Source organism: Clostridium sp. ETTB3 (assembly GCF_053571985.1).
The window spans coordinates 1,724,910-1,751,303 of sequence record NZ_CP199832.1; the positions used below are offsets into that span (position 1 = coordinate 1,724,910).

Here is a 26,394-nt window from a genome sequence, read left to right on the forward strand (position 1 = left end):
CAAAACAAAGTTATTTATACTAATAATAACTTTTAATTATTCACTATACTTAATTTTATAAATTAATAATTAGCTTTATTAAATTTCTTGCTTATAAACTTAGCTAATAAATTTAAAATTAAAATCATTACAATTAAAACTATTCCTGCTGCAGCTGCTGATGCAATATCACCTTTTTCCTTTGTTTCAAGGAAAGCATGAACTGTTAATGTTCTTGCACTTGACATTATGCTTGTAGGCATTTTATAAACTGTACCTGCTGTTAAAAAAAGTGCAGCTGATTCACCAATTACACGCCCCATTGATAATACTACTCCTGAAACAATTCCAGGTACTGCACTTGGAAGTATTACTTTATATAAAGTTTGAAATCTTGTTGCACCAAGACCAAGGGAAGCTTCTCTATATGATGGGGGAACTACCTTTAACGCTTCTTCTGTTGTACGGATAATTACAGGTAAAATTATTATTGAAAGTGTTAAAGAACCTGCTATAAGTGAATATCCAAACTTTAAAGTTGTTACAAAAAAAGCTGCTCCAAATAATCCATAAACAATTGATGGTATTCCAGATAAAGCTTCTGTTGAATATCTTATTATTTTTACCAATCTTCCTTGCTTAGCATATTCATGTAAATAAACTGCTGACAACACACCTATTGGCGTAGCAACAATTAATGATAGTCCAATTGTATATAATGTTGAAACTATAAAAGGTTTAATTCCTCCACCTCCAGATGGCTTATACTCTCCAAATAAATAATTAAAATTTATAAGCTTATATCCCTTTATAAATATAAATCCAATTATAAAAACTAAAATTCCAACAGTTATTAATGCTGATAAATATAATAATACTTTTAAAATAACTTCTTTAAATTTCCTCATGTTTACTTACCTTCCTTATTAGAAAGTTTAGAAATAACTAAATTTAATATTAATATAAATACAAATAATACAACACCTGTTGCAAATAAAAGTTCTTGATGTGATTCTGTTGCATACCCCATTTCTAATGCTATATTACTTGTAAGTGGCCTTACCTTATCAAAGATAGACTTAGGTATTTCAACTGCATTTCCTCCAACTAATATAATTGCCATTGTTTCTCCAATTGCTCTTCCACACCCTAAAACTATAGCTGCAAGTATACCTGATTTTGCTGCAGGTACAACAACCTTAAAAGTTGTTTCTATATGAGATGCTCCAAGAGCTAAGGAACCCTCTTTATAACTTTTAGGAACAGCTCTTATTGCAGTAGTTGAAACTGAAATAATAGTTGGAAGCATCATAACTGCTAAAACTATAATTACTGCTAATAAACTTTGTCCTTGCGGTAAATTAAAAGCATTTTGTATCCATGGAACAATTATTGCTAAGCCAAATAATCCATATAATACAGATGGAATTCCTGCTAAAAGCTCAACTGCTGGAATAATAATTTTAGAAAGCCAGTTTGGTGCTATTTCTGAAATAAATATTGCTGTTAGTAATCCTATTGGCACCCCTATTATTAAAGCTCCTAATGTGCCATATATAGAAGCAATTATCATAGGTAATATTCCATACTTTGGGTCATCAGATGTTGGATACCACTGTGTTCCAAAAATAAATTTAGTAAATGATTTTCCTTCTGCAAAAAATGGCCTTAACCCTTTATAAAATACAAATCCTATTATTAAAACTAAACTTATTACAGCTATAAGAGCACATATTAAAAATATTACTCTTGTAACTTTGTCTATTATATATTTGCTTTTATTTTTTTCTACCATTTCAGCCCTCCCGATTGTAGTTTGTAGTTAGTAGTTTTAGGGATAAATTCAGCTAATGCTGAATTTTAAAATATATATTTTCAGGAGCTACCGCACTAAAACTTTTATACACAATATATTGTTTAAAAAAATAAAAATTAATACACTATTAAAAATTAATACACTATATTGTAGGATTTATTCTTAATGTGACATTCCCTTCATTAAATACTAACTCCTAACTTCTAACTACTAACTAATTTTTAGTCTATTGTTATTAGCTTATTATCTGATACTATTTGTTGTCCTTCTGAACTTAATATAAAGTCAATTAAATTTTGCCCATTTTGTGTTAAAGTATCTTTTTTAGTTACTAATAAGAAAGGTCTTGAAATTTTATAATTTCCTTCTTTAACATTTTTAGCAGTTGGTTCTATACCATCAACATTTAAAGCACTAACTGTATCATCAATATATTCAAAGGAAGCAAATCCAATTGCATTTTTATTTCCTGCAACTGTAGTTTTAACAGACCCACTACCATCTGAAATTGATGCATTTTTAACTAATTCTTCTGATTTATATCCAACAATTTCTTGAAATGAATCTCTAGTTCCTGAACCTTCTTCCCTTGAAACAACTACAATTGGTCCATCTTCTCCTCCTAACTCCTTCCAATTTGTTATTTCACCTGTATAAACTTTTTTAATTTGTTCTAAAGTTATGTCTTTAACTGAATTACTAGGATTTACTAATAACGCAACTCCATCATATGCTATTGTAGTTCCCTGTACTGAATCTTTTTCTTCACCTTTTAAATCTCTTGAAGACATTCCTATTTGAGAAACACCTCCCATAACATCTTTGATTCCAGCCCCTGAACCATTTTGTTGTATTTCTAATATAACATTATTATTTTTTGCCTCATAAACTTCTTGAATACTTTCTATTAATGGCCCCACTGAAGTTGAACCTGAAATTGAAATAGTTACAGATGAAGAATTTTCTCCCTTTGAAGTTTTATCAGATCCACACCCTGTAAATATTGTTCCAATCATAGCAACTAATACTGCCCCAACCATTAATTTTAACCTTTTACTTCTCATTTTTATCCCTCCACTTTTATAAATGAATTTTATTCATATACCTTACACAAATAATATTATTCCTCTAAAGTTAAAGTAATATTACTAAATTGTTAATTGAAGTTAGATAAATGTTAAGTAAATGTTAAATTACCTTTTTTAACCTTAATCTTAGAAGCTTTATTTTATTTATATCTGCCTTTATATTTTCATATAATTTTATTTTAAATTTTTATTATAAATTTTTAGAACAAAAAAAAGATAAGCAAAAAATACTTAATATATTTTTAGCTTATCTTTAATATTTATTAATTTTTTATTTTAACAGTAAAGGTACTACCTATTCCTACTTTTGATTTTACACTTATTTCTCCATTAAATAACTTCACAATATGTTTAACAATAGCTAATCCAAGTCCAGTTCCCCTAGTTGATCTTGATTTATCAACTCTATAAAACCTTTCAAATATCCTTGGAATATCATTTTTAGGAATACCTATTCCATTATCTTTAACTTTAAAAACAAAGTATTGCTCTTCCAAAGTTAAATCAATTTTAACAATTCCATTTTCATTAGAATATTTAATTGCATTTTCAATTAAATTAACAGCTAATTGATGAAATTTATCCTTGCTTCCTAAAATTTCACTATTAAAACAATCATTATATTTAATAATAATTGATTTTTTATAAGCCTGACTTTTTACCATATCTAAAACATTTTCTATAACATCACCTGGATTAAAATATTCACTTTCCATTTTATGAATATTTTCAATATTAGATAAAATTAAAATATCATTTATTAAATTAGTTAACCTTTCTGATTCTTTATCAATAATATCTAAAAACTTATTTTTAGTTTCACTATCATCTACATATCTTAAAGTTTCTGAAAATCCTTTAATAGATGTTAATGGAGTCTTTAATTCATGAGAAACATTAGCAACAAATTCACTTCTCATATTTTCAAGCCTTTTAATATCAGTTATATCTTGAACCGTAATTACAATTCCAATTGAATTATTTAAATAATTTATAATTGGTGATTTTTTAACCCTAAGCTCTCTTTCAATTGGATGAAATAATTTAACTTCCTTTGTTCCTATTTCTGGAATTTCTCTAATAAAATTAATTAAGTCATAATCTATTATGCAATCAGATATTTTTTTACCTATATTATCTTCCTTTAAATCAAATAATTTTTGTGAGTAAGAATTAATTAAAATTATATTTTCATTATTATCAATTGCAATTACTCCACTTTCCATACTTTCAAGAATTGCTTCAAGCTTATTTTTCTTATCTAAAGAATCTATTATTCTTATTTCAAGTTGATCTGCTATATTATTAAATGTTTGTGCTAAAAAGCCTATTTCATCATAATTATAAATAATCGCTCTTTTATTTAAATCTCCATTTTCGATTTTAGAAGTAACCTTTTGAAGTTCATTTATTGGATAAACAATTATTTTAACAAGCTTTACTGCAAGAAATAATGATAAAACAAACACTAATAATATAATTGCAATATAGTATTTTAAAGTCCCTGAAGTAAACACTCTAATATTATTTACTGGAACTGAACTCCTTATAACAGTATTGTCATCAATTTTAGTTGCAACATAAACCATGCTGGTTGATAAGCTCGCACTATATCTTACACTGCTTCCAGAACCATTTTTAAATGCATCTATAATTTCTTGTCTATTATTATGATTATCTAACTTAGCAATTTCATTGTCAAAAATTACCTCTCCTTCTTTATTAATCACAGTAAATCTAACTAAATTATCTTTAAACTTATATAGTGATAATAATTTTGAATCTTTATAATCTTCTCTTGCCACACACTCATTATATATTGCTAATGTTTCTTTTGCATCTTTAATGGTACTTATATTAACTAATCCTATAAAACAACTCGTTACAATTACCAATGCAAAAATTACAGTAATAACTACTAAAGTTATAATCTTTTTCTTCATAATTTAACAATTTGGATTAAATCTATAACCTACTCCTCTTATAGTTTCAATAAATTTAGGATGTTTATCATCATCTTCTACTTTCTTTCTTAAATATCTTATATGAACATCTACAGTTCTTGTTTCACCTATATATTCATAACCCCATATTTTATCAAGAAGTATATCTCTAGTTAATATTTTCCCTTTATTTTTAATTAAAATTTCAAGTAACTCAAATTCCTTAAGAGTTAAATCTAGCTTTTTATCTTTAACATGAATTTCCCTTTTTTCAAAGTCTACTTTTAAGATTCCAAAATCAACTATATTACTTTTAATTTCATCCATTGAAAATCTTCTTAAAACAGCTTTAACTCTAGCTAGTAATTCTCTAACAGAAAATGGCTTAGTAATATAATCATCTGCACCTAATTCTAAACCTAATATTTTATCAATTTCTTCACTTTTTGCTGTTAACATGATTATGGGAATATTTTTAATTTCTATATTGCTTCTAACTTCCTTACAAACATCATACCCATCTTTTCCTGGAATCATTAAATCTAATAAAATTAAGTTTGGCTTTTCTTCAATTGCAATTTTAACTGCATCAATACCATTATTTGCTGTTAATACAGTATATCCATTATTAGTTAAATTAAAGCTTATAAGTTCTAAAATATATTCTTCATCATCTACTACTAATATTTTCTCATTTGCCATTTCCCTATCACCCCAAAATTTATTTAATATAAACAAATGCAAATAATCTTCCATATGCTCCTTTGCTTGCTCTATAAGAAAACAATTTATTCTCTTTTTCACAATGTGTACATAATTTTAATGAATAAATATTTTGCTCATTTAATCCAATCTTTTTTAAATCATCTTCAATGCATAATTCCATACTTAAATTTCTTCCATCAAAAAGCTTATCACAAGGAATTTCATTAAATTTATTTATAAACTTTTCTTTTAATTCTTCTGAAACTTCATAACAACATTGTCTTATATGAGGGCCTATATATGCTTTAATATTTTTAATATTTGACCCATATTCACTTATCATCTTTTCAACAGCTCTTGCACTAATACTATTGAAAGTTCCCTTCCATCCACTGTGTACTGCTGCAATAACATTATTTACTTCATCAATTAAAATTACAGGTACACAATCAGCAGTAAACGCACCTATTATTGTTGATTTTTCATTAGTTACTATTCCATCTCCCTCATGTTCAATAAAGTTCTTTTTACCTTTTTTATAAATATAAACTTTATCACTGTGAATTTGGTTTATATATTCAACTTCATTAACATTAAAATCCTCTTTTAATGATAATAAACTCTTTATTCCATCTTCTGTATGTCTATTAAAACTTCTTCCCATTTTAGCATTAGAAAATACCACATTAATTTTCTCACCTTCAAGAATCCAAAAATCTTTAAAACTTTTAAAATCATTAACATTTAAATAATTCATAATCCACCTCTATTTCCTCATAAATGTATTTTAACATTATAACTAAGTATTTACCAATTAATAAATTTATATTTAACATGATTTTAACTTTAATATAAATTAGTGAACGAAAAAAGACCACCAAATAAGGTAGTCCATTTTATTTTTTTTCAGTTCTTAATACATTAATTTCATCAATAAATGTAGTTATATCTTTAAATTCTCTATATACAGATGCAAATCTTACATATGAAACTTCATCTATATTTTTTAATCTCTCCATTACCATTTCACCAATAATTCTAGATTCCACTTCTATAAGCATATTATTAGAAATACTTTTTTCAATATCTTCTGCTAATTCTTCAATTTGCTTTCTAGATATAGGTCTTTTTTGACATGCAATAATAAGCCCATTTACAATTTTTTCTTTATTGAAATTTTCTCTTGTAGAATCTCTTTTAACAACCAAAATTGGAATATCCTCTATTTTTTCATAAGTAGTATACCTTCTTCCACAACTACTACACTCTCTTCTTCGTCTTATTGTCGTATTATCATCTGTAGATCTTGAATCTACAACCTTACTCTCATCAAAAAAACAAAAAGGACACTTCAAATAAATCACGCCTTTCCTATATAGTTATAAATGTATTATACAATTTTTTTTTACTTATTACTATATTTTATTTTCATCTTGTTGAGTAATTTCTATTCCAGTTGCATCTACAATTATTACATCTACACCTATTTTCACAATTTTATCCCATGGAATTTCAATATCATCTTCTTTAGAAAACCATCCCTTATTATTAGAAGAAGGTAAAAAAATAGATACTATTTTATTTGTATCTAAGTCAATTTTAAAATCACTTATATAACCTAGCTTACTTCCTGTTGATATATCAACTACCTCCATGCTTCTTATTGCATTTACAGAATATAAAATTAAGTCACTTTCCATAATTACTATTCCTCCCACCCAAATATGTATTTTCAATAATCATAATTATATATATGCCACTTAGAATTATTTTATTAAAAGAAAACCTTAATTTAGTGACAAGTTACAAGTTACAAGTGAAAAGTTATAGATAAAATTCCTTAAGGAATTTCTTAAAATATATTTTTTAAATTTAGCTAATGCTAAATTTTCCCTTAACTATTAATTACAAACCAAAAACTTCAAACTAAATTAGGGAATTTCTTAAAATTCAGCTAAAGCTGAACTTTTTCCACAACTTGTCACTTACCACTTGACACTCGCCACTCGCTACTTGCCACTTGTCACTTGCCACTCACTACTTGCCACTTTCTCCAATCTTTTGTAAAAAAATAGGACTCAAAGAGTCCTATACATATTTTCTCATATGCTTTAGTGCTGTTTTTTCTAATCTGGAAACCTGTGCTTGTGATATTCCAATTTCATCTGCTACTTCCATTTGAGTTCTTCCATTAAAAAACCTTAAGGTTAAAATTAACTTTTCTCTATCATTTAATTTTTTCATAGCTTCCTTAATGGATATATTCTCTAGCCAACTATCATCACTATTTTTAGAATCGCTAATTTGATCCATAACATAAATTGCATCTCCACCATCATGATAAATAGGCTCAAATAATGAAACTGGATCTTGAATTGCATCTAATGCAAATACAACCTCTTCACGTGGAATATTTAATTCCTTTGCTATTTGAGATATTGTTGGCTCCTTATTATTTTCCTTTATTAATTTATCTCTCACTAATAAAGCCTTATAAGCAACATCCCTCAAAGATCTACTTACCCTAATAGAATTATTATCCCTTAAATACCTTCTAATTTCCCCTATTATCATTGGAACAGCATATGTAGAAAATTTTACATTTTGTGTTAAGTCAAAATTATCTATAGATTTCATTAATCCAATACATCCTACTTGAAATAAATCGTCTACATTTTCGCCTCTATTATTAAATCTTTGAATAACACTTAAAACTAACCTTAAATTTCCATTAATAAAAGTTTCTCTAGCTTTTGTATCTCCATTTCTCATCTTTAATAGGAGCTCTCTTTTTTCCTTTTCCTTTAGTACTGGTAATTTGGAAGTATTTACCCCACAAATTTCAACTTTGTTTATAATCAAAGTCAATCACTCCTTCAGAAGTAATAACATACTGCATTTAAAATTATTTCCGTAAGAGTATTCTTTTATACTAAAGACAACCTTAAATCATTTTATTTATTTCTTTCTTTAACCTATTTATTATTTTCTTTTCAAGTCTAGATATATAAGATTGTGATATTCCAAGAATGTCAGCTACCTCTTTTTGAGTCTTTTCTGGTTTTCCTGAAAGACCAAATCTTAACTTAACTATTTCTTTTTCCCTATCATTTAAATTTTTAAGAGCTAAAAATAATAATTGCTTATCAACTTCATCTTCAATTAAATTATATACAGTATCATTTTCTGTTCCTAATATATCAGACAATAATAATTCATTTCCATCCCAATCAATATTTAAAGGCTCATAAAAAGATACTTCAGCTTTTACTTTTGTATTTCTTCTTAAGTACATCAATATTTCATTTTCTATACATCTTGATGCATAAGTAGCTAATTTAATTTTCTTTTCAGGGTTAAATGTATTAACGGCCTTTATAAGTCCTATAGTTCCTACAGAAATTAAATCTTCTATTGCTACTCCTGTATTTTCAAACTTTCTTGCAATATATACAACTAATCTTAAATTTCTTTCAATAAGTATATTTCTTACCTTTTCACCTTCAGTAGATAACTTTCCTACTAAATCATCTTCTTCTTCCTTTTTTAAAGGAGGTGGCAAAACATCATTTCCACCAATGTAATCCACTCTTTTTTTTAATATATTTAGTTTAGATAAAAACTTATTTATTAATATAACTAACTTTCCCATATATCCTCCCTATATTATACCTCTTGATAATAAAGCATGAAATTCATCTTCCCTGCTTAATTTTCTTTCACACCTACATATTATTGCACTAATTTTTGTCCAACTATTGCTATCCTCACTTCTTATCATTATATCGCCTTTAAATCCTTTAACTTCACCAATTTCATTTATAGTATCGTATTTAATAATAAATTCTTTATCCTCTGGAACATCAAATTGATTGAAATAATTGCTTTCAAGTATTATACAAGGTAAATTTGTTACTGGTTCCCTTAATTCATTTCCTGTATCTAAAAATCCTTTTGTTAGTACTGATTTTTGACCCTCTGTAATATATATATCATATAAAAAATTTTTAACTACTGCTCTTTCCTTAATTAAATCTGCTATTCTAGTTATAAAAATAAATGCAATTGCTATAATTAACACTAAATATTTTATTGAATTACTTTGAACAACAAATGCTTTTCCAATTATATAAGAGTTTTGCATTTGTACTGCTGCAAAACAAGCTCCTCCTAACATAAATGTCAACATAAAATAAACCGTAGTCGACTTTAAAACATATTTTAAATTTTTATTTTCTAGAGAAATATACATCATAAAAACTACCATTAAAATTCTCATAGCAATAGAACTTAAAATCTTTACATTACAAAAAATAACTAACGCATATATACCACCAACAACAGCTGCGATATATATATTTCTTTTATTAAAATTAAATCTTAATAATTTAAAAGAAAGTAATAATAAAAATAAATCAATTATTATATTTTCTAATATATATACATCAATATATATTTCCATTTACTCACCTCCTTAATAAATAAATTATAGCTTTATCTTTAAAATTTTTTTGTCATTTTAAAGGAGTATAACTTAAATTTTAAGCAAAGTTTTTTTACATATTACTTCCAAATATACTTCTTCTAGCATATATATTAAAATTTATAATAGAAATCCCTAAAAATATAGCACTTATAACTACTCTCTATATCATTAATAAAATAAAATTAATATAGATTATCGTAAAATAGAATAATTTAGTGTTAAAACAACAAAAAAAATAGAAATTACAACTTTTATTGTAATTTCTATTTTTATTTACTTTATATTACTTTCTAGATCTTAAAAAACTTGGTATATTAACACTTTCTCTATCTAAATCTAATAATGGATCATTGTGAGTTACTTGAACAGGCTCTTCTTCCTTTTTAACTGGTTCTACAACTGGCTTTGATTCAATTTTAGTAGTTTCTGATGTAGAAGAAGTTATTTTTCCATTGTCTTCTTCAAATCCTGTTGCAATTACAGTTAATCTAATTTCATCATTTAATGTTTCATCAATAACCGCACCAAAGATAATATTTGCATCTATATCAGCAGCTTCTCTTACTATTTCAGCAGCTTCATAAACTTCTATTGCTCCTAAATCAACTCCACCAGTAAAGTTAATTATAACTCCAGTTGCTCCATCTATTGATGTTTCTAATAATGGTGAAGATATTGCTTGTCTAACAGCATCTTGAGCTTTGTTATCACCTTTTCCATAACCAACACCCATGTGAGCTAAACCTTTATCCTTCATTACAGCTTCAATATCAGCAAAGTCAGCATTAACAACCCCTGGAATTGTAATAAGGTCAGATATAGCTTGAACCCCTTGTCTTAATACACCATCTGCTAATTTAAAAGAATCTAATAATGTAGTTTTCTTATCTGCCATAGCAAGAAGTTTTTCATTTGGTATTATAACAAGTGTATCAACATGTTGTTTTAAATTTTCTAATCCCATTTCAGCATGTCTCATTCTTCTTTTACCTTCAAATGGGAAAGGTTTAGTAACCACACCTACTGTTAAGATATTCATAGATTTTGCAATTTCAGCAACTACTGGAGCGGCCCCTGTACCAGTTCCTCCACCCATACCAGCAGTAATAAACACCATATTTGCACCTTTTATAGCTTCTGCTATTTCTTCTCTACTTTCCTCTGCTGCCTTTTTACCTATTTCAGGATTTGCACCAGCACCAAGACCTTTAGTAAGCTTTTCACCAATTTGAATTTTTGTGTTAGCTTGTGAAAGTAATAATGCTTGTTTATCTGTGTTAACAACTATAAATTCAACATTTCTTAATCCTTCAATAATCATTCTGTTAACGGCATTACCACCGCCACCACCACAGCCTATTACTTTTATATTAGTTAATTCTTGCATATCTAATTCAAAATCTAACAAAATAACTCCTCCTTAAAACTCTTTCTATTAGTAAATTAAAATGCTTTCATTTTTTTATTTTTATTACTTCAACCTTTATTAATTTTATTTTATCACAAAATAAAAATTCTTACGCATTTTAATTTTACATCATTACATATATGTTAACAATAGTAAAATGCTAATTGTTGAAGAAATTTGTATTCATTTATTTAGTTTTGTAAAAAAAGCACCTAAAATTTATTTATTAAACCTAATTTTATCCGTAAAAAAAATATTTCGACTTATTCTATTTTTATAACAAACAAATTTAATATTTATCTCTATCATAAATTATATTCAACATAAGTTTAAAAAATCCTTTAAAATTTAACATTTTTTATTATTTTATATTAAAAATATAAAATAAATTAATTAAAATACTTTAATTAATAGATATAAGCCACAGATGTTTCACATATAAATTATAAAAAGGAGCTATGCACTAATTATTTAGTACGACAGCCCCTTGTAATTTCTTATAAAATCATAAATCTCTTTAAAATTTCCCTATCTACTGCATATGCCATTGCAATTTCCATAGAAATAACACCCTTTTTATACAATTCTGAAATTGCCATATCCATAGTCTTCATACCATATTTATTTCCAGTTTGAACTACTGATTCAATTTGATTAGTTTTACCTTCCCTAATTAAATTTTGTATCCCTGGAGTATTTACCATTATTTCCAACGCTGCTACTCTTCCATTACCTTTAATGTTAGGTAATAATTGTTGTGAAATAACAGCTTGAATCACAGATGATAATTGTATCTTAACTTGCTCTTGCTGATGTGGTGGAAATACATCTATAATTCTATCTATAGTTTTTACAGCACCTATTGTATGCAATGTTGAAAATACTAAATGTCCTGTTTCTGCTGCTGTAATTGCAATAGAAATAGTTTCTAAATCTCTCATTTCTCCAACTAATATAACATCTGGGTCTTCTCTAAGTACTGCCTTTAACGCCTTATTATAACTCTTACTATCTCTTCCAATTTCCCTTTGATTAATTATACATTTATTATGATTGTGTAAATATTCTATTGGATCTTCTAATGTAATTATATGTTCTTCTCTTGTGTTATTTATTTCATTTATCATTGCTGCTAATGTAGTACTTTTTCCACTTCCAGTTGGTCCTGTAACTAAGATAAGCCCTCTTTTTTTATTAATTATGCTCTTTAACACTTCTGGATGATTTAACTCATTTAATGTTGGAATTTTAAGTGCAATAACTCTAATTGCAATTGCATCATTATTTTTTTCTTTAAATACATTTATTCTAAACCTTCCAACTCCTTCAACTGAATAAGAAGTATCAAATTCTCCAATTTCTATATATTCATCATATTTTTCTTGAAGTATTTCCCTAGAAAACCTTTCTAAATCATTTGAAGATAATTTATCTATACCTAATTGAATAAGCTTACCATTACATCTAATAGTTGGTGCTAATCCTACTGTTAAATGTAAATCTGATGCATTCATTTCTTTAGTTTTATTTAAAAGTTCTAGTAATAAATACATTTTGTTCTCCAATCATTTTTAGTTTAAAAGTATATTTTACTAAATAAAATTACTCCTTTTTATTTACTAGCAAGTTCTTTTTTTAATTTTTTTAATGCCTTTTTTTCTATTCTAGAAACATATGATCTTGATATCCCAAGAAGACTGGCTATTTCTCTTTGAGTTTTACACTTTCCATCTACCAAGCCATATCTCATTCGGATTATTTCTCCTTCTCTTTCACTTAAAGCTGTATTAATTTTTGCATAAAGAGCTCTAATTTGTATATTACTTTCAACCTTTTCAACTACAGAATCTTTATCACTACTTAAGACATCAATTAAACTAATTTCATTTCCCTCTTTATCTACTCCTATTGGATCATGTAAAAAAGTTTCTCCCTTTTGCTTTTTATTACTTCTAAACAACATTAAAATTTCATTTTCAATGCATCTAGATGCATATGTAGCTAATCTTGTTCCTTTTGATGCATCAAATGAATCAATTGCCTTAATTAATCCTACTGTCCCAATTGATATAAGTTCATCTATATCCTTATTAGGTATTTGATACTTTTTCACAATATGTGCTACCAGCCTGAGGTTTCTTTCTATTAATACTCCTTTAGCATTTTTGTCACCTGATTTTAACAATTCTAGGTATTTAGCTTCTTCTTTTTCATCTAATGGCTGCGGAAATGTATTATTTCCAGAGATATATCCTGTAAGAAATATATTACTGCAAAATATCTCTAGAATATTACTAAAAAATATCACTTAGCTTCCTCCTAGCAGTGCTTATTATATAATATGATATTTTCTAAAAATATTGCTTATAGATTATAAATTATTTTATAATACATTTCATTCCTATATTTTTATTAATTTATTAATGATTTTATTATTTCTCTAAATATAGGTGCTGCAGTATTTCCTCCAGCAAGCTCAACTCCATTTTCATTCCTTCCTTGAATATTAGGAGTAACTACTACTAAAGTATATTCATTATTATTAAGTTCAAAATATCCAGCAAACCATCCATGTGTTGTAGCACCACCTTCACCTGTTGCTGTACCAGTTTTACCACCTTCTATTACTCCATCAACTTTTGCTTCAGTACCAGTTCCATTTAAAACAACATTTTTCATATCCATTTTTACTAATTTTGAAGTTGTAGAGGTAAATATTCTATTTTCTTTATTTTGTTCATTTTCAATTATATTATTATTATCATCTACTATATCTTCTATAATAGATGGCTTAATATAAACACCATCATTTACTACAGCATTTATTGCTCCTGCAATTTGAAGCGGTGTTACAGTTACACATTGACCAATTGCAAAATTACTTATTCCATCAGTTGCTTTAGGCATTACCCCCGATGCTTCTTCTCTATTTTCTCCTGAAACACCTAAAACCTTATTAAATAACCCTAAATTAGTAGTATACTTTAACATATTTTCATATCCAATTAAATTGCCTATCTTAGCATATATATCATTACATGATAATTCAAAAGCTTTACTTACAGTTAATGCTCCATGAGCATATGGTTTGCCATTATTATTACAAATACTTCCACCACAATAAAATGTATCAGTTACATTAATCAATCCTTCATTTAAAGCTATAGCTTCTGTAAGTATTTTAAATATTGAGCCTGGTTCAAAACCTAATTGACCAATTCCTAAATTTATATTTGCTTCTGATTCATCTTTTTGTACCATAGCCCTTATCTTACCACTTTTTGATTCTAATAAAACAACACCAACATTATCTAAGTTATTAAATTCATCACTTTTAAGTACATTTCTAATTTTTTCAGTAATTGACTTATCTATTGTTAATCTTATATTTTTATTATTTTCCCCTGAATTTGTTTCATTACTTTTATAAACTGACTTGTCATCTAAATAAAACCCAATGGTAGGTCTTTTATTTTCACTAATAATATCTTCAATCTTACTTTCAAAGGAGCCTTTTATAACATTATCTTTATCAATAGAAGCTATTATATTTTCCACTCTCCATCTCTCTTTTAAATCAACTTCATTATAAACATAAGTATATATGCCCTTTATATCATTTAATTTATTAATTTTATCATAACTTTCTTTTGTAATCTTGTAATATATCTTACCACTTTCTCTCATAATATCAGAAAAATTAAATGCTTTATCTTCTGATTTCATAATAAAATTTAATGCTAATAAATCCTGCAGAGTTTCTTCATAATTATTTAATTTAAAAGGCTTTGTGTCTAAGACCATTATATATTTATTTTTATAATTAATAAGATTTTCTCCATTAGTATCAAAGATTTTATAATTATTGTCACTGCTGTATTCAACCTGATGATTTTTAAGCTCTCCTTGAACAGTACTAGTTGGATGTATCATTAAAACATATAATCTTACAGTTAAAGCAATAAAAATACATACAAACACGATTCCTATAGCAAGTGATTTTTTATTATTAATTTTAAAACTATACAAAAAAAACACCTCCTTAGCTAAATTTTAGACTAAGATGAGGTGTTTTATTCAAATTACTTTAATATATCTCTGATTTTTGCCATTAATAAATCAATTGCAACATAATTATGTCCACCTTCTGGAATAATTATATCTGCATATTTTTTAGATGGCTCTGTAAATTGTAAATGCATTGGTCTTACAATGTTAAGATATTGGTCTACAACTGATTCAACAGTTCTTCCTCTTTCATTAATATCTCTTACAAGTCTTCTTAAAATTCTAATATCTGCATCAGTATCAACATAAACCTTTATATCTAAAAGCTCCCTAATTCTTGGATCTTCAAGAATTAATATACCTTCAACTAATATAATATCTCTAGATTCAACAATTGCTGTTTCCTTTGATCTGTTATGTACAGTAAAATCATAACTCGGTTTTTCTATAGACTTACCATTTATTAAGGCTTTTAAATGCTCTACTAGCAAATCATTATCAAAAGCCATAGGATGATCATAGTTTGTTTTAACTCTTTCTTCCATTGATAAATGACTTTGGTCTTTATAATACATATCTTGTTGTATCATAGCTATACAATCTTTTGAAAAATTAGAATACAATGCATCTGCAATTGTACTTTTACCAGAACCTGTTCCTCCAGTAATTCCTATTAATATTGGTTTTGACATTACTGTATTTCCTCCTTAGTTGTTGTTTATATTAATAACATTATTTGCTTTAACAAGCATATCATTTACTTTTAAAGGCTCATCAACTTTAACTGTAAACATCATGTGTGCTCTATTTGCTACATCAGTTTTTCTCTCTTTATCTAAATCATACATATCATTTAGCTTAATTTTAAAGTATGGCACTTCTGGTCTTAGTATTTCTACTTCTTCACCTTCAAATACTCTATTCTTTTGAAGAACTGTTGCTGTTTTTGTTTCTGGGTCATATGATTTAACCATACCAACTATTTCATAATCTCTAACATAACCAGCATCATCATAATTTTGCTCTCCATTGATTCCTAAATAGAATCCTGTATGGTATGGTCTATGACTTACTTTTCTAAGCATATCCATCCATTCATCTTTAAACTTATAATTATTTGGATTTTCCCAATAACTATCTAAAGCTTCTCTATATGCCTTAACTACTGATGCAACATAAAACTCACTTTTCATTCTTCCTTCAATCTTGAAAGAATAAATTCCACTCTTAACAAGCTCTGGTATATGATGAATCATACATAAATCCTTTGAGTTCATTATATATGTTCCATTATCATCTTCTATAACAGGATAGTATTCACCTGGTCTAGTTTCTTCAACTAAGTAATATTTATATCTGCATACATTTCCACAAATACCCTTATTGGCATCTCTCTTTATCATGTAATTTGATATTAAACATCTTCCTGAATATGCAACACACATTGATCCATGAATAAATGCTTCAATATCGCATCCCTTTGGAATATTTTCTGTTATTTCATTTATTTCCTTGAAAGTTAATTCTCTAGCTAAAACTATTCTCTTAACTCCTAAGTCATACCAGAATTTAGTTGCCATCCAGTTAACAGTATTTGCTTGTGTACTTAAATGTATTTCTAATTGCGGAGCAACTTCCTTACATATAGCTATTAATGATGGGTCTGCAACTATAACTGCATCTACTCCAATATCATAAAGCCCTTTTATATATTCACCTGCTGAAGGCAAATCATGATTTCTAGCAAAAACATTTAATGTTACATAAATCCTCTTACCTCTATCGTGACAGTACTTAATACCTTCAATCATTTCTTCATTTGAAAAATTATTTGAAAAAGCTCTAAGATTTAATTTATCTCCACCAATGTATACGGCATCTGCACCAAAATCTATAGCTATTTTTAACTTTTCTAAATTACCAGCTGGTGCTAGTATTTCAGGTTTTCTCATTGATTTACCTCCTTCTAATAACTTCATTAAAATTTATTAGATTAATTTAATAGACAACTTAAATTTTAATTATAATTAAAACTTAAATCATAAAGGCTAATTTTTTCTTCTTGTAATTGCAATTCCATCGCCCATTGGAATTACAGAAGTAATTAAATTTTCATCTTGTGATACCATATCTAGGTAAGTTCTCATTCTCTTAACAATTGTGATTTTTCTTCTTTTTACTAAATCATCAGTTGCAACCATACCTCTAAATAATACATTATCAGCAATTATAATACCATCATCTTTTAAAAGTCTTAAACAATGTGGTAAAAAATGATTATAATGTCCCTTTCCTGCATCCATGAAAATTAAATCATATGGTTCTTCTAATTTTTCTAACACTTCAAGGCAATCTCCTGCCTCAATAGTAATTTTATCTTCAAGACCATATGCTTTTATATTTTCCTTTGCATACTTAATCATTTCTTCGCTTCTTTCTATGGTAGTAATATGAGGATTACATCCAGCAGCATCATGCATTATTATTGCAGAATATCCAATAGCTGTCCCAAGTTCTAATATTCTTAATGGCTTTTTCATATTTACCATAAATTCTAAGAATTTTATAGTTTCCTTTTGTGCTATAGGTACTCCATTTTCCTTTGCAAAATCTTCTAGTTCTTTTAACTTTCCTGTACTTTCAGGAATCAATCCTCTAATATATTCTTCCATATAGTCGTAGGCAACTCCACTCATACTAAACCTCCGTATATGTTAATATCCTAATTCTTCTTTTTTCTTTAAAAAGTCATTGTAATTATTTGTGAAATAATGCTTATTTTCTCCAGCTAACAAATAAAATAAATAATCCGTAGATGCAGGATTCAATGCTGCCTTAAGTGATTCTATTCCTGGATTGCATATTGGCCCTACTGGTAAACCTTTGTATAAATATGTATTATATTTTGATTCAATTGCTAAATGCCTGTTTCTAACACTTTCAATATAATACCCATGTGCATAAATTACTGTAGCATCAATTTGAAGTGGCATATTTTGATTTATTCTATTATAAATAACAGATGCAATTAATGGTCTATCTTCATCTACCCTTGCTTCCTTTTCTATAATAGATGCCACATTTACCATTTTTTCTACATCATTTTCATTAATGCTAGTATTAGCAGTAATTTGCTTAAAGACTTCTTCAAATCTATTTATCATTGTTTTAATTATGTATTGTGGTTCAACTCCAGCTTCAAATTTATATGTATCTGGGAATAAAAATCCTTCTAAATTATATCTTTTTTCTGAATTATCCTTTACATATGATGGTAACGGATAACTTTTTACTGCATTTATAAACTCTTCAGAAGTACAAATGTTTTGCTCTTGTAATCTAGATGCAATATCTTCAATATTAAACCCTTCTGGAATAGTAACTGCAATTGCATTACTAGAATCTCTCAGGGTTTCTAGCATTTCCTTTATTGACATTTTATCTTTTAAAGTATGCCTTCCTGGAACAACTTCTAAATTAAGTCCAGCTAGCTTTGAATACATCTTTATAATAAATGGACTTTTTATTTTATTTTCATTTTTTAATCTATTAATAATAGTATAAAAACTTTCTCCATTTTCTACTGTTACTACTTCTTCATTTGAAATTTTAAGAGGGTCATTAATTACTGATTTAACTTTTAAAACTCCTATTAATAAAATTAAAGCTATTATAATAAAAATAAATTTGCCGGTATTTCTCTTTCTTATTTTCTTTCTTTTTTGCTTCATAAATACCCCCTTCTATTTAAAAGTGAATAGCTAAGATACTTAGCTATTCACTATTATAATACTTTTTTATAAAGTTATAAACAATTTAAAAATTTATTTTTTACTTCTGCTTATCATTCTCTTTCTTTCAGCAGCATCTAAGTATCTCTTTCTAATTCTGATGCTTTCTGGAGTAACTTCAACTAATTCATCATTTCCTATAAATTCAATTGATTGTTCTAATGTTAATGTAGTAACTGGTACTAATTTAACAGCATCATCAGAACCAGAAGCTCTTGTGTTAGTTAATTTTTTACCTTTACAAACGTTGATATCTAAATCTTCTGCTCTAGCACATTCTCCAACAACCATACCTTGGTATACTGGTGTACCTGGAGTTATGAATAATCTACCTCTTTCTTGAGCATTAAATAATCCATAAGCAATTGCTTCACCTTGTTCAAATGAAACTATTGATCCTCTGCTTCTAGCTTCAATTTCACCTTTGTATGGAGCATATCCTTCAAATACATGGTTCATGATACCATTACCCTTTGTATCTGTCATGAATTCATTTCTAAATCCAATAAGTCCTCTAGCAGGAATTATGAATTCTAATCTTGTATATCCATTAACTGCAGAAGTCATATTAACCATTTCAGCTTTTCTTGGTCCCATTTTTTCCATAACAGCACCCATGAATTCTTCTGGAACGTCTATTGTTAAGTATTCCATTGGTTCCATCTTCTTACCATTTTCTTCTTTAAAGATAACATTTGGCTTAGAAACTTGTAATTCAAAACCTTCTCTTCTCATTGTTTCTATAAGAACTGATAAGTGAAGTTCCCCTCTTCCTGATACTTCAAAGCAATCTGGAGTTATTTCTTTAACTCTTAAACTTACGTTAGTTTCTAATTCCTTCATTAATCTATCTCTTAAATGTCTAGATGTAACGAATTCACCTTCTTTACCAGCAAATGGTGAATCATTTACCATAAAGTTCATGTTAAGTGTTGGTTCATCAATTTCAACAAATGGTAAAGCTTCTGGATTAGCTGCATCAGCAATTGTTTCACCAATGTTAGCATCAACTATACCACTTACTGCTATAATATCTCCTAATCCTGCTTCTTCAACTTCTTCTCTCTTTAATCCATTGTATCCAAATACAGCTGTTATCTTATAGTTAGACTTTGTACCATCTTGTCTTACTAATGCTACATTTTGGTTCTTTCTAACAGTACCTCTATGTACTTTACCTATAGCAATTTTACCAACGAAAGCATTGCTATCTAAAGTAGTAACAAGCATTTGGAACGGTCCATCTATGTATCCCTTTGGTGGTTCAACATGATCTATTATTGTTTTAAATAATGGTTCCATTCCATCATTTGTATCTTCAACATTATATCTAGCAAAACCTTCTCTAGCTGAAGCATAAATTATTGGGAAGTCTAATTGTTCATCATCTGCACCTAATTCTAAGAATAATTCAAATACTTCATCAATAACTTCTTCTGGTCTAGCATTTGGCTTATCTATCTTATTTATAACAACAATTGGCTTTAATTTTAATTCTAAGGCCTTCTTTAAAACGAACTTAGTTTGAGGCATTGGTCCTTCATAAGAATCAACAACAAGTAAAACTGAGTCAACCATTTTAAGTACACGTTCAACTTCTCCACCAAAGTCAGCATGCCCTGGTGTATCAACTATATTAATTTTTATCCCATTGTACATTACAGCAGTATTCTTAGAAAGGATTGTAATTCCTCTTTCCTTTTCTAAGTCATTAGAGTCCATTACTCTTTCATCCATTTTTTCATTTGTTCTAAATACGTGACTTTCTTTAAACATGGCATCAACTAATGTTGTTTTACCATGGTCAACGTGAGCTATAATAGCTATATTTCTAATGTCATCTCTAGTTATTAATTCCATTTAATTTCCTCCATCAACTTTATTATGAACTTAAACTAATAATCTTAAGTCCACCTCTTTTATTTTAAAGGCTTATTTCCTTGGTATAAAAATTAGATTTTTTTCCTCTTGTAAACCTATAAATATTTTACTTAAAAAGAAAATTGGATACACTCGTATCCAATTTTCAAATTCATCAATTATTCTACTATTATCTTAGTAACTTGTCAACTACCACTTAAATTTCCATTATAATAGGAAGTATCATTGGTTTTCTCTTTGTTTTTTCATATAAATAAGTTCTAAGTTCATCTCTTACATTTGACTTTAATGTTGCCCAGTCAGTAATATTCTTTTCTTCACATTCTAGTAAAGTATTTCTAACTATTTCTCTTGCTTCATCAATTAAACCTTCTGATTCTCTAACATATACAAAGCCTCTTGAAATAATATCTGGCCCAGCAACTATTGTCTTATTGTCCTTAGATAAAGTAACTACTACTGTTAATATACCATCTTGAGATAAATGTTTTCTATCTCTTAATACTATATTTCCAACATCTCCAACTCCAAGTCCATCAACAAATATTTGACCTGAAATGACAGTTCCACTTTTTCTAATTCCACTTCTATTGACTTCAATAACATTTCCAACTTCAGGAATTACTACATTTTTAGGATTTAATCCCAATTTAATAGCTAATTCACCATGTTGTTTTAAATGTCTATATTCACCATGAACTGGTATAAAGTTCTTTGGTTTTATTAAAGTTTGCATAAGTTTTAATTCTTCTTGACATGCATGCCCAGAAACATGAATATTTTCTGCAGAACCATAAATAACTTCTGCACCTTTTTTAAATAATTGATTTACAATTTTTGATACAAGTTTTTCATTTCCTGGAATAGGTGTAGCAGAAATAATTATTGTATCACCTTCTACTATATTTACCTTTTTATGCTCTGCAGATGCCATTCTAGATAATGCAGACATAGGCTCTCCTTGGCTTCCAGTAGTAATAATAACTATTTGATCATTATTGTACTTATTAATTGCATCAATAGGAACTAAAGTATTTTCTGCAACCTCAATATAGCCTAATTCAATTGCTACATTAATGATATTTTCCATACTTCTTCCTGAAACAGCAACTTTTCTTCCATATACAGTTGCAGCATCTATTATTTGTTGAATTCTATGAATATTAGATGCAAATGTTGCAATAATTATTCTTCCTTTAGTTTTTCCAAATATTCTTGTTAAACTTTCTCCAACAATTCTTTCTGATTTTGTATATCCTTGTTTTTCAACATTTGTTGAATCTGCCATCATTACTAATACACCTTTTTTACCAAGTTCAGCAAATCTTGCAAAATCCATTAATTCTCCATCTATAGGAGTATAATCTATTTTAAAATCACCAGTATGAAGAACAACACCTAAAGGCGTATGAACAGCAATTGCAACAGAATCTGCTATAGAGTGATTTGTCTTTATAAATTCAACTGAAACTGAATTTAATCTAATTACATCTCTTGGTTTTACTCTAATAAGCTCTGTACTGCTTAATAATCCATGCTCCTTTAATTTAGTTTCAACAATTCCTAATGTTAATTTCGTCCCATATACAGGAACATTTAATTGTTTTAATACATATGGCAATGCACCTATATGATCTTCATGACCATGAGTCAGAAAAATCCCAGATACTTTTTCTTTATTTTTTATAAGATAAGTTATATCAGGTATAACTAAATCAATTCCGAACATATCTTCATCAGGAAATTTTAATCCACAGTCAATTACAACAATATCATTTTTATATTCAATAGCAGTTAAATTTTTCCCAATTTCATTAACTCCGCCTAATGGTATAATCTTAACTTTAGCTTTTTCATTCTTCATATGTCCCCTCCTCTATTTCTCTTTTATGTATTTAAGGTAATACTAAAATATTACTCTTCACTTTCACATTTATGTTTTTTACAGCATTTAGCGCAAATACCAAAAAACTTAACACTATGGTCTAAAATCCTAAATCCATATGTAGTTTCAATTCTCTCTTCTAATTCCTCTAAAAGATCATCTTGCACTTCATAAACAGCCTTACATTCATTACAAACTAAATGGTGATGTCTATGATGTTCTTCACTATGGGCTAATTCATATCTACTACACCCATCATTTAAATCTAATTTAAAAATCACACCAACTTCTTCTAATAATAAGACTGTTCTATATACTGTAGCTAACCCAATATCAGGACATACTTTCTTTACCTCATCATATATTTCTTCTGCAGTTAAGTGCTCTCCTTCTTTTTCGATGATTACATCTACAATAGCTCTTCTTTGAGGCGTTAATTTATAACCCTTTTTCTTCAGGTTTTCTTTTAATAATTCAATATCTACATTAGCTTTATTCATCTTTAACACCTCACTTTTAATTTTACTCTTCTTCCATAAAAATTGTATTATATGCTTCTTCTACAGCAGCTAATTCAACTTCATTATCTATTAATTCAAACATATCATTGTCTTCTTCATCTTTTATTATTTTTAAAGCAAATGGATTTTCATCTTCATATCCAACTTCTTGAACTATAACATATTCACTTTTTTCATCAGTTTCTGGATTAACCATATCAAAGAATGCTATTACATTAAAATTTATTTCATTTCCATCTTCATCGAATAATTGTATTGTTTTTAAATCTTTTTCCATAATTATTACTCCTTTTTTCATAATTGTTTATTATATTATTACATAAAATTATTAAACTGCAAATAATTTATTTTAGCTAACAATCAAAAAGCTAAAAATAAAATCTAAACTAATAATTAAATTTAATTATTTATGCATCTTAAAATAAGTAATTTATATTAATTTTGAAATCTTTATAAATAATGACTATATTTTCACATGTTAAATTATAAAAATTTCAACTTTATAATTTTCAAACCTTTAATTATTTAGATGTTAATCTTAATCTATCTAAATATCCTTGTAATATATATGTAGCTGCTATTTTATCAACTATCTTCTTTCTCTTATTTCTAGAAAGATCTGCTTCAAGCATAGCTCTATGTGCAGCAACAGTTGTTAATCTTTCATCCCACATTTCTATAGGTAATTCTGTTTTTTCTTTAAGTAATTCTGCAAATTCTAAAGCTTTTTCTCCAGCTTCTCCAATAGTTCCATTCATATTTTTAGGCAATCCAATTACTATAGTTTCAACATTATACTCCTTGCATATCTTATGAACTTCTTCTAAATCTTGTTCCTTTTTTGTTCTTCTAATAGTTGTTATTCCTTGAGCCGTCCATCCTAAAGGATCACTTAATGCAACTCCAATAGTCTTTGAACCCATATCAAGTCCTAATATTCTCATAGAAACTGCTACTCGAAATATGGACAAACGTATCCATATTGAGATTTTTCCTTTTTCAACGTGACCTATTTTGTCTTGATAAACATAGACTACTTTAGTTTGATATATCACTCCAAAGGCGTAAATTCCCGACTTAGCCATCGGTACATATCTATAAAATTTGTTTATGCTATTTTATAGATTTTTGCATCTCTTAAATTAAGACTTGCATTATAATCTCTATCTTCAACATACCCACAATCACAATTAAAAATTCTATCTTTAAGCTTTAAATCTTTTTTTATAGAACCACATTTATGACATAGTTTACTTGAAGGATAAAATCTATCAACAATTCTTAATTCTATACCCAAAGCATTGCATTTATTTGCTAATTTATTTCTAAATTCATTAAATTTCTGTTGTGCTACTGCTTTAGATAAATGCTTATTCCTCATCATTCCCTTAACATTTAAATCTTCTATCGTAATATAAGATGGTTTGTTTCTCACCACATTACTTACAACTTTATTTATATAATCAGTTCTTATGTTGTTAAGTCTTTGATAAAGTATTTGTACTTTAGCTATTTGTTTTTGGATATTTTGTCGAGTAGCTTCTCCCTTCTCTTTTTTATTTCTTATTTTTAAACTTTCATATTTCCTTGAAAGTCTTTTTTGCTCTCTTAATAATTTCTTTTCTAACTTCTTAACTCTTTGAGTTTTATTTATGTTTTTATAAATGATTTTATCGCTGCAAATAGCAAAATCTTTTATGCCTAAATCAATTCCTATACCTTGATTTGTATTTTTCTGTGGGATATTTTCTACATCTATTATTACAGACACATAATATCTATTTGCTTTCTTTGATACAGTTCCGCTAATAATTTTTGAGCCTATTGGAATGTAGCCATACTCCTTTAACCTTACGTTTTTTAATGTAGGTATCATTATTTTATGTCTATCCACCTTCCAATCGCCTTTATTATTCTTAGGAAAGTATAATTTAACATCACATTTATTTTTCTTTTTAAACTTAGGAAACTTAGCTTGACCTTTAAAAAACCTTTTATAAGCGATTTCGGCATTTTGTATAGCTTTTTTTCTAGCTTTAGAACCACAATTATTTATCCAAGAGTATTCATCTAAAACTTTGACTTCATTGTTGATATATTTGTCAAAATCATTAGCACTTTTAAATGTTTGTTTTTTATCAATCAATCCATCTTTATACTGCTTATATAGATTATTATTAACTGAAAGATATTCATTATAAAGCCATCTACAAACTCCAATACTTTGTTCAATCTTTTGTATTTGTTTTGTTGTTGGTTTTATCTCTACTTTGTAGGCTTTTAGCAATTTATTCATCCCTTTCTATCTTTTTCTTATATTTTCTTAATTCGAAGATTCTACAACTAAAAACATGTAATATTGAAATTATATCTTGAACCAATTCTTCTTTCGGTGAAAGCAATTCGTTATTTACAACTATTATTTTCACATTATATTTACTCAAAAATCGTTCAAACCAATCATATCCAAAGCGAATAAATCTATCTTTATGAGTTACTATAATAGAATCAACTTTATTTTCCATGCATTCCTCAATAAGTTTATTCCATTTTCTACGATTGTAATTCAATCCACTACCTATATCTTCAATTATTTCATCTACTATTATTCCTTTGGAAGATGTAAAGTTTAAAAGAAATTCTATCTGATTTTTCAAATCATCTTTTTGCCCATAGTAGAAACTCTAATATAAATAACTGTCTTTCTATCATTATCAGAACCATTGATGCCTTTAAACTCTAAATACTGTTCGTAAGTATACTATCTTCTGTCTGTTGGTGTTCTTTTTGCCTTTAATATGTTTTCTCTATCCCAACGTTGAAAGGTTTTTACACTCACTCCAAGTAATTCAGCAAAATCTTTTGGTTTGTAATTTGTTATGT

25 protein-coding genes and 1 pseudogene are annotated in these 26,394 nt (G+C 27.5%); all 26 read right to left on the reverse strand.

Annotation, left to right across the window (positions count from 1 at the left end; translation table 11 throughout):
- Positions 1-62: 62 nt before the first annotated feature.
- Positions 63-887 carry a phosphate ABC transporter permease PstA gene (gene pstA / locus ACUN06_RS08520; RefSeq protein WP_291733467.1) on the reverse strand — a complete coding sequence of 275 codons (825 nt, stop codon included), beginning with the start codon at positions 885-887 and terminating at the stop codon, positions 63-65.
- Positions 888-889: 2 nt separating this feature from the next.
- Entirely contained in the window at positions 890-1,774 is an 885-nt protein-coding gene (gene pstC, locus ACUN06_RS08525) for a phosphate ABC transporter permease subunit PstC (RefSeq protein WP_449389625.1), read from the reverse strand.
- 242 nt (positions 1,775-2,016) lie between these two features.
- Entirely contained in the window at positions 2,017-2,859 is an 843-nt protein-coding gene (locus ACUN06_RS08530; protein WP_291733463.1) for a phosphate ABC transporter substrate-binding protein, read from the reverse strand.
- Positions 2,860-3,146: 287 nt separating this feature from the next.
- On the reverse strand, positions 3,147-4,826 hold the full coding sequence (locus ACUN06_RS08535) for an ATP-binding protein (protein ID WP_449389626.1): 1,680 nt from the start codon (positions 4,824-4,826) through the stop codon (positions 3,147-3,149).
- 3 nt (positions 4,827-4,829) lie between these two features.
- Positions 4,830-5,528: a winged helix-turn-helix domain-containing protein gene (locus ACUN06_RS08540; protein ID WP_291733459.1), complete on the reverse strand. Its 699-nt coding sequence runs from the start codon at positions 5,526-5,528 to the stop codon at positions 4,830-4,832.
- Between the two features lie 19 nt (positions 5,529-5,547).
- On the reverse strand, positions 5,548-6,288 hold the full coding sequence (gene pgeF, locus ACUN06_RS08545) for a peptidoglycan editing factor PgeF (protein WP_449389627.1): 741 nt from the start codon (positions 6,286-6,288) through the stop codon (positions 5,548-5,550).
- Between the two features lie 139 nt (positions 6,289-6,427).
- Positions 6,428-6,886, reverse strand: coding sequence for a transcriptional regulator NrdR (gene nrdR / locus ACUN06_RS08550; protein WP_291733455.1), 459 nt, complete (start codon positions 6,884-6,886; stop codon positions 6,428-6,430).
- A gap of 60 nt (positions 6,887-6,946) precedes the next feature.
- On the reverse strand, positions 6,947-7,231 hold the full coding sequence (locus ACUN06_RS08555; RefSeq protein WP_291733453.1) for a YlmC/YmxH family sporulation protein: 285 nt from the start codon (positions 7,229-7,231) through the stop codon (positions 6,947-6,949).
- A gap of 388 nt (positions 7,232-7,619) precedes the next feature.
- Complete coding sequence (gene sigG / locus ACUN06_RS08560; RefSeq protein ID WP_291736121.1) at positions 7,620-8,393, reverse strand: RNA polymerase sporulation sigma factor SigG; 774 nt, start codon at positions 8,391-8,393, stop codon at positions 7,620-7,622.
- An 82-nt stretch (positions 8,394-8,475) separates the two neighbouring features.
- Positions 8,476-9,183, reverse strand: coding sequence for an RNA polymerase sporulation sigma factor SigE (gene sigE, locus ACUN06_RS08565; protein ID WP_449389628.1), 708 nt, complete (start codon positions 9,181-9,183; stop codon positions 8,476-8,478).
- Between the two features lie 9 nt (positions 9,184-9,192).
- Positions 9,193-9,993 carry a sigma-E processing peptidase SpoIIGA gene (locus ACUN06_RS08570; protein WP_294367593.1) on the reverse strand — a complete coding sequence of 267 codons (801 nt, stop codon included), beginning with the start codon at positions 9,991-9,993 and terminating at the stop codon, positions 9,193-9,195.
- Between the two features lie 307 nt (positions 9,994-10,300).
- Positions 10,301-11,425, reverse strand: a complete 1,125-nt coding sequence (gene ftsZ, locus ACUN06_RS08575) for a cell division protein FtsZ (protein ID WP_291736127.1) — start codon at positions 11,423-11,425, stop codon at positions 10,301-10,303.
- 497 nt (positions 11,426-11,922) lie between these two features.
- Positions 11,923-12,978 (reverse strand): type IV pilus twitching motility protein PilT, encoded by a 1,056-nt coding sequence (locus ACUN06_RS08580; protein ID WP_291734196.1) that lies wholly within the window; start codon positions 12,976-12,978, stop codon positions 11,923-11,925.
- A gap of 59 nt (positions 12,979-13,037) precedes the next feature.
- Positions 13,038-13,733: an RNA polymerase sporulation sigma factor SigK gene (gene sigK, locus ACUN06_RS08585; RefSeq protein ID WP_291734194.1), complete on the reverse strand. Its 696-nt coding sequence runs from the start codon at positions 13,731-13,733 to the stop codon at positions 13,038-13,040.
- A gap of 104 nt (positions 13,734-13,837) precedes the next feature.
- Positions 13,838-15,463 (reverse strand): penicillin-binding transpeptidase domain-containing protein, encoded by a 1,626-nt coding sequence (locus tag ACUN06_RS08590; RefSeq protein WP_449389629.1) that lies wholly within the window; start codon positions 15,461-15,463, stop codon positions 13,838-13,840.
- Positions 15,464-15,507: 44 nt separating this feature from the next.
- On the reverse strand, positions 15,508-16,125 hold the full coding sequence (gene udk / locus ACUN06_RS08595) for a uridine kinase (protein ID WP_294127805.1): 618 nt from the start codon (positions 16,123-16,125) through the stop codon (positions 15,508-15,510).
- Between the two features lie 15 nt (positions 16,126-16,140).
- Complete coding sequence (locus ACUN06_RS08600) at positions 16,141-17,385, reverse strand: peptidase U32 family protein (RefSeq protein WP_294161472.1); 1,245 nt, start codon at positions 17,383-17,385, stop codon at positions 16,141-16,143.
- A gap of 96 nt (positions 17,386-17,481) precedes the next feature.
- A complete protein-coding gene (locus ACUN06_RS08605; protein WP_291734190.1) occupies positions 17,482-18,129 on the reverse strand; it encodes an O-methyltransferase in 648 nt (215 codons plus the stop codon).
- Positions 18,130-18,147: 18 nt separating this feature from the next.
- Positions 18,148-19,164, reverse strand: coding sequence for an endolytic transglycosylase MltG (gene mltG, locus ACUN06_RS08610; protein WP_291734189.1), 1,017 nt, complete (start codon positions 19,162-19,164; stop codon positions 18,148-18,150).
- 93 nt (positions 19,165-19,257) lie between these two features.
- Positions 19,258-21,084 carry a translational GTPase TypA gene (gene typA, locus ACUN06_RS08615; RefSeq protein WP_291734188.1) on the reverse strand — a complete coding sequence of 609 codons (1,827 nt, stop codon included), beginning with the start codon at positions 21,082-21,084 and terminating at the stop codon, positions 19,258-19,260.
- A 217-nt stretch (positions 21,085-21,301) separates the two neighbouring features.
- Positions 21,302-22,969 carry a ribonuclease J gene (locus tag ACUN06_RS08620; protein WP_291734187.1) on the reverse strand — a complete coding sequence of 556 codons (1,668 nt, stop codon included), beginning with the start codon at positions 22,967-22,969 and terminating at the stop codon, positions 21,302-21,304.
- A 50-nt stretch (positions 22,970-23,019) separates the two neighbouring features.
- A complete protein-coding gene (locus tag ACUN06_RS08625; protein WP_291734186.1) occupies positions 23,020-23,490 on the reverse strand; it encodes a Fur family transcriptional regulator in 471 nt (156 codons plus the stop codon).
- 22 nt (positions 23,491-23,512) lie between these two features.
- On the reverse strand, positions 23,513-23,788 hold the full coding sequence (locus ACUN06_RS08630; RefSeq protein ID WP_291734185.1) for a DUF1292 domain-containing protein: 276 nt from the start codon (positions 23,786-23,788) through the stop codon (positions 23,513-23,515).
- 244 nt (positions 23,789-24,032) lie between these two features.
- Positions 24,033-24,455, reverse strand: coding sequence for a Holliday junction resolvase RuvX (gene ruvX, locus ACUN06_RS08635; protein WP_291734197.1), 423 nt, complete (start codon positions 24,453-24,455; stop codon positions 24,033-24,035).
- Between the two features lie 164 nt (positions 24,456-24,619).
- Positions 24,620-25,798 carry an RNA-guided endonuclease InsQ/TnpB family protein gene (locus tag ACUN06_RS08640; RefSeq protein ID WP_449390264.1) on the reverse strand — a complete coding sequence of 393 codons (1,179 nt, stop codon included), beginning with the start codon at positions 25,796-25,798 and terminating at the stop codon, positions 24,620-24,622.
- A 1-nt stretch (position 25,799) separates the two neighbouring features.
- Positions 25,800-26,392: pseudogene (locus tag ACUN06_RS08645) on the reverse strand (IS607 family transposase).
- Positions 26,393-26,394: the final 2 nt, after the last annotated feature.

Excerpts from the sequence above, each read along its gene's own strand:
- ACUN06_RS08580 (WP_291734196.1), bottom strand. The coding sequence starts at position 12,978 with ATGTATTTATTACTAGAACTTTTAAATAAAACTAAAGAAATGAATGCA.
- ruvX (WP_291734197.1), bottom strand. The coding sequence starts at position 24,455 with ATGAGAATATTAGGACTTGATATGGGTTCAAAGACTATTGGAGTTGCA.
- pstC (WP_449389625.1), bottom strand. The coding sequence starts at position 1,774 with ATGGTAGAAAAAAATAAAAGCAAATATATAATAGACAAAGTTACAAGA.
- ACUN06_RS08605 (WP_291734190.1), bottom strand. The coding sequence starts at position 18,129 with ATGAGTGGAGTTGCCTACGACTATATGGAAGAATATATTAGAGGATTG.
- sigE (WP_449389628.1), bottom strand. The coding sequence starts at position 9,183 with ATGGGAAAGTTAGTTATATTAATAAATAAGTTTTTATCTAAACTAAAT.
- typA (WP_291734188.1), bottom strand. The coding sequence starts at position 21,084 with ATGGAATTAATAACTAGAGATGACATTAGAAATATAGCTATTATAGCT.
- ACUN06_RS08600 (WP_294161472.1), bottom strand. The coding sequence starts at position 17,385 with ATGAGAAAACCTGAAATACTAGCACCAGCTGGTAATTTAGAAAAGTTA.
- mltG (WP_291734189.1), bottom strand. The coding sequence starts at position 19,164 with ATGAAGCAAAAAAGAAAGAAAATAAGAAAGAGAAATACCGGCAAATTT.
- pgeF (WP_449389627.1), bottom strand. The coding sequence starts at position 6,288 with ATGAATTATTTAAATGTTAATGATTTTAAAAGTTTTAAAGATTTTTGG.
- udk (WP_294127805.1), bottom strand. The coding sequence starts at position 16,125 with ATGTCAAAACCAATATTAATAGGAATTACTGGAGGAACAGGTTCTGGT.
- pstA (WP_291733467.1), bottom strand. The coding sequence starts at position 887 with ATGAGGAAATTTAAAGAAGTTATTTTAAAAGTATTATTATATTTATCA.
- ACUN06_RS08555 (WP_291733453.1), bottom strand. The coding sequence starts at position 7,231 with ATGGAAAGTGACTTAATTTTATATTCTGTAAATGCAATAAGAAGCATG.
- ACUN06_RS08530 (WP_291733463.1), bottom strand. The coding sequence starts at position 2,859 with ATGAGAAGTAAAAGGTTAAAATTAATGGTTGGGGCAGTATTAGTTGCT.
- ACUN06_RS08540 (WP_291733459.1), bottom strand. The coding sequence starts at position 5,528 with ATGGCAAATGAGAAAATATTAGTAGTAGATGATGAAGAATATATTTTA.
- ACUN06_RS08535 (WP_449389626.1), bottom strand. The coding sequence starts at position 4,826 with ATGAAGAAAAAGATTATAACTTTAGTAGTTATTACTGTAATTTTTGCA.
- ACUN06_RS08630 (WP_291734185.1), bottom strand. The coding sequence starts at position 23,788 with ATGGAAAAAGATTTAAAAACAATACAATTATTCGATGAAGATGGAAAT.
- ACUN06_RS08570 (WP_294367593.1), bottom strand. The coding sequence starts at position 9,993 with ATGGAAATATATATTGATGTATATATATTAGAAAATATAATAATTGAT.
- ACUN06_RS08625 (WP_291734186.1), bottom strand. The coding sequence starts at position 23,490 with ATGAATAAAGCTAATGTAGATATTGAATTATTAAAAGAAAACCTGAAG.
- ACUN06_RS08620 (WP_291734187.1), bottom strand. The coding sequence starts at position 22,969 with ATGAAGAATGAAAAAGCTAAAGTTAAGATTATACCATTAGGCGGAGTT.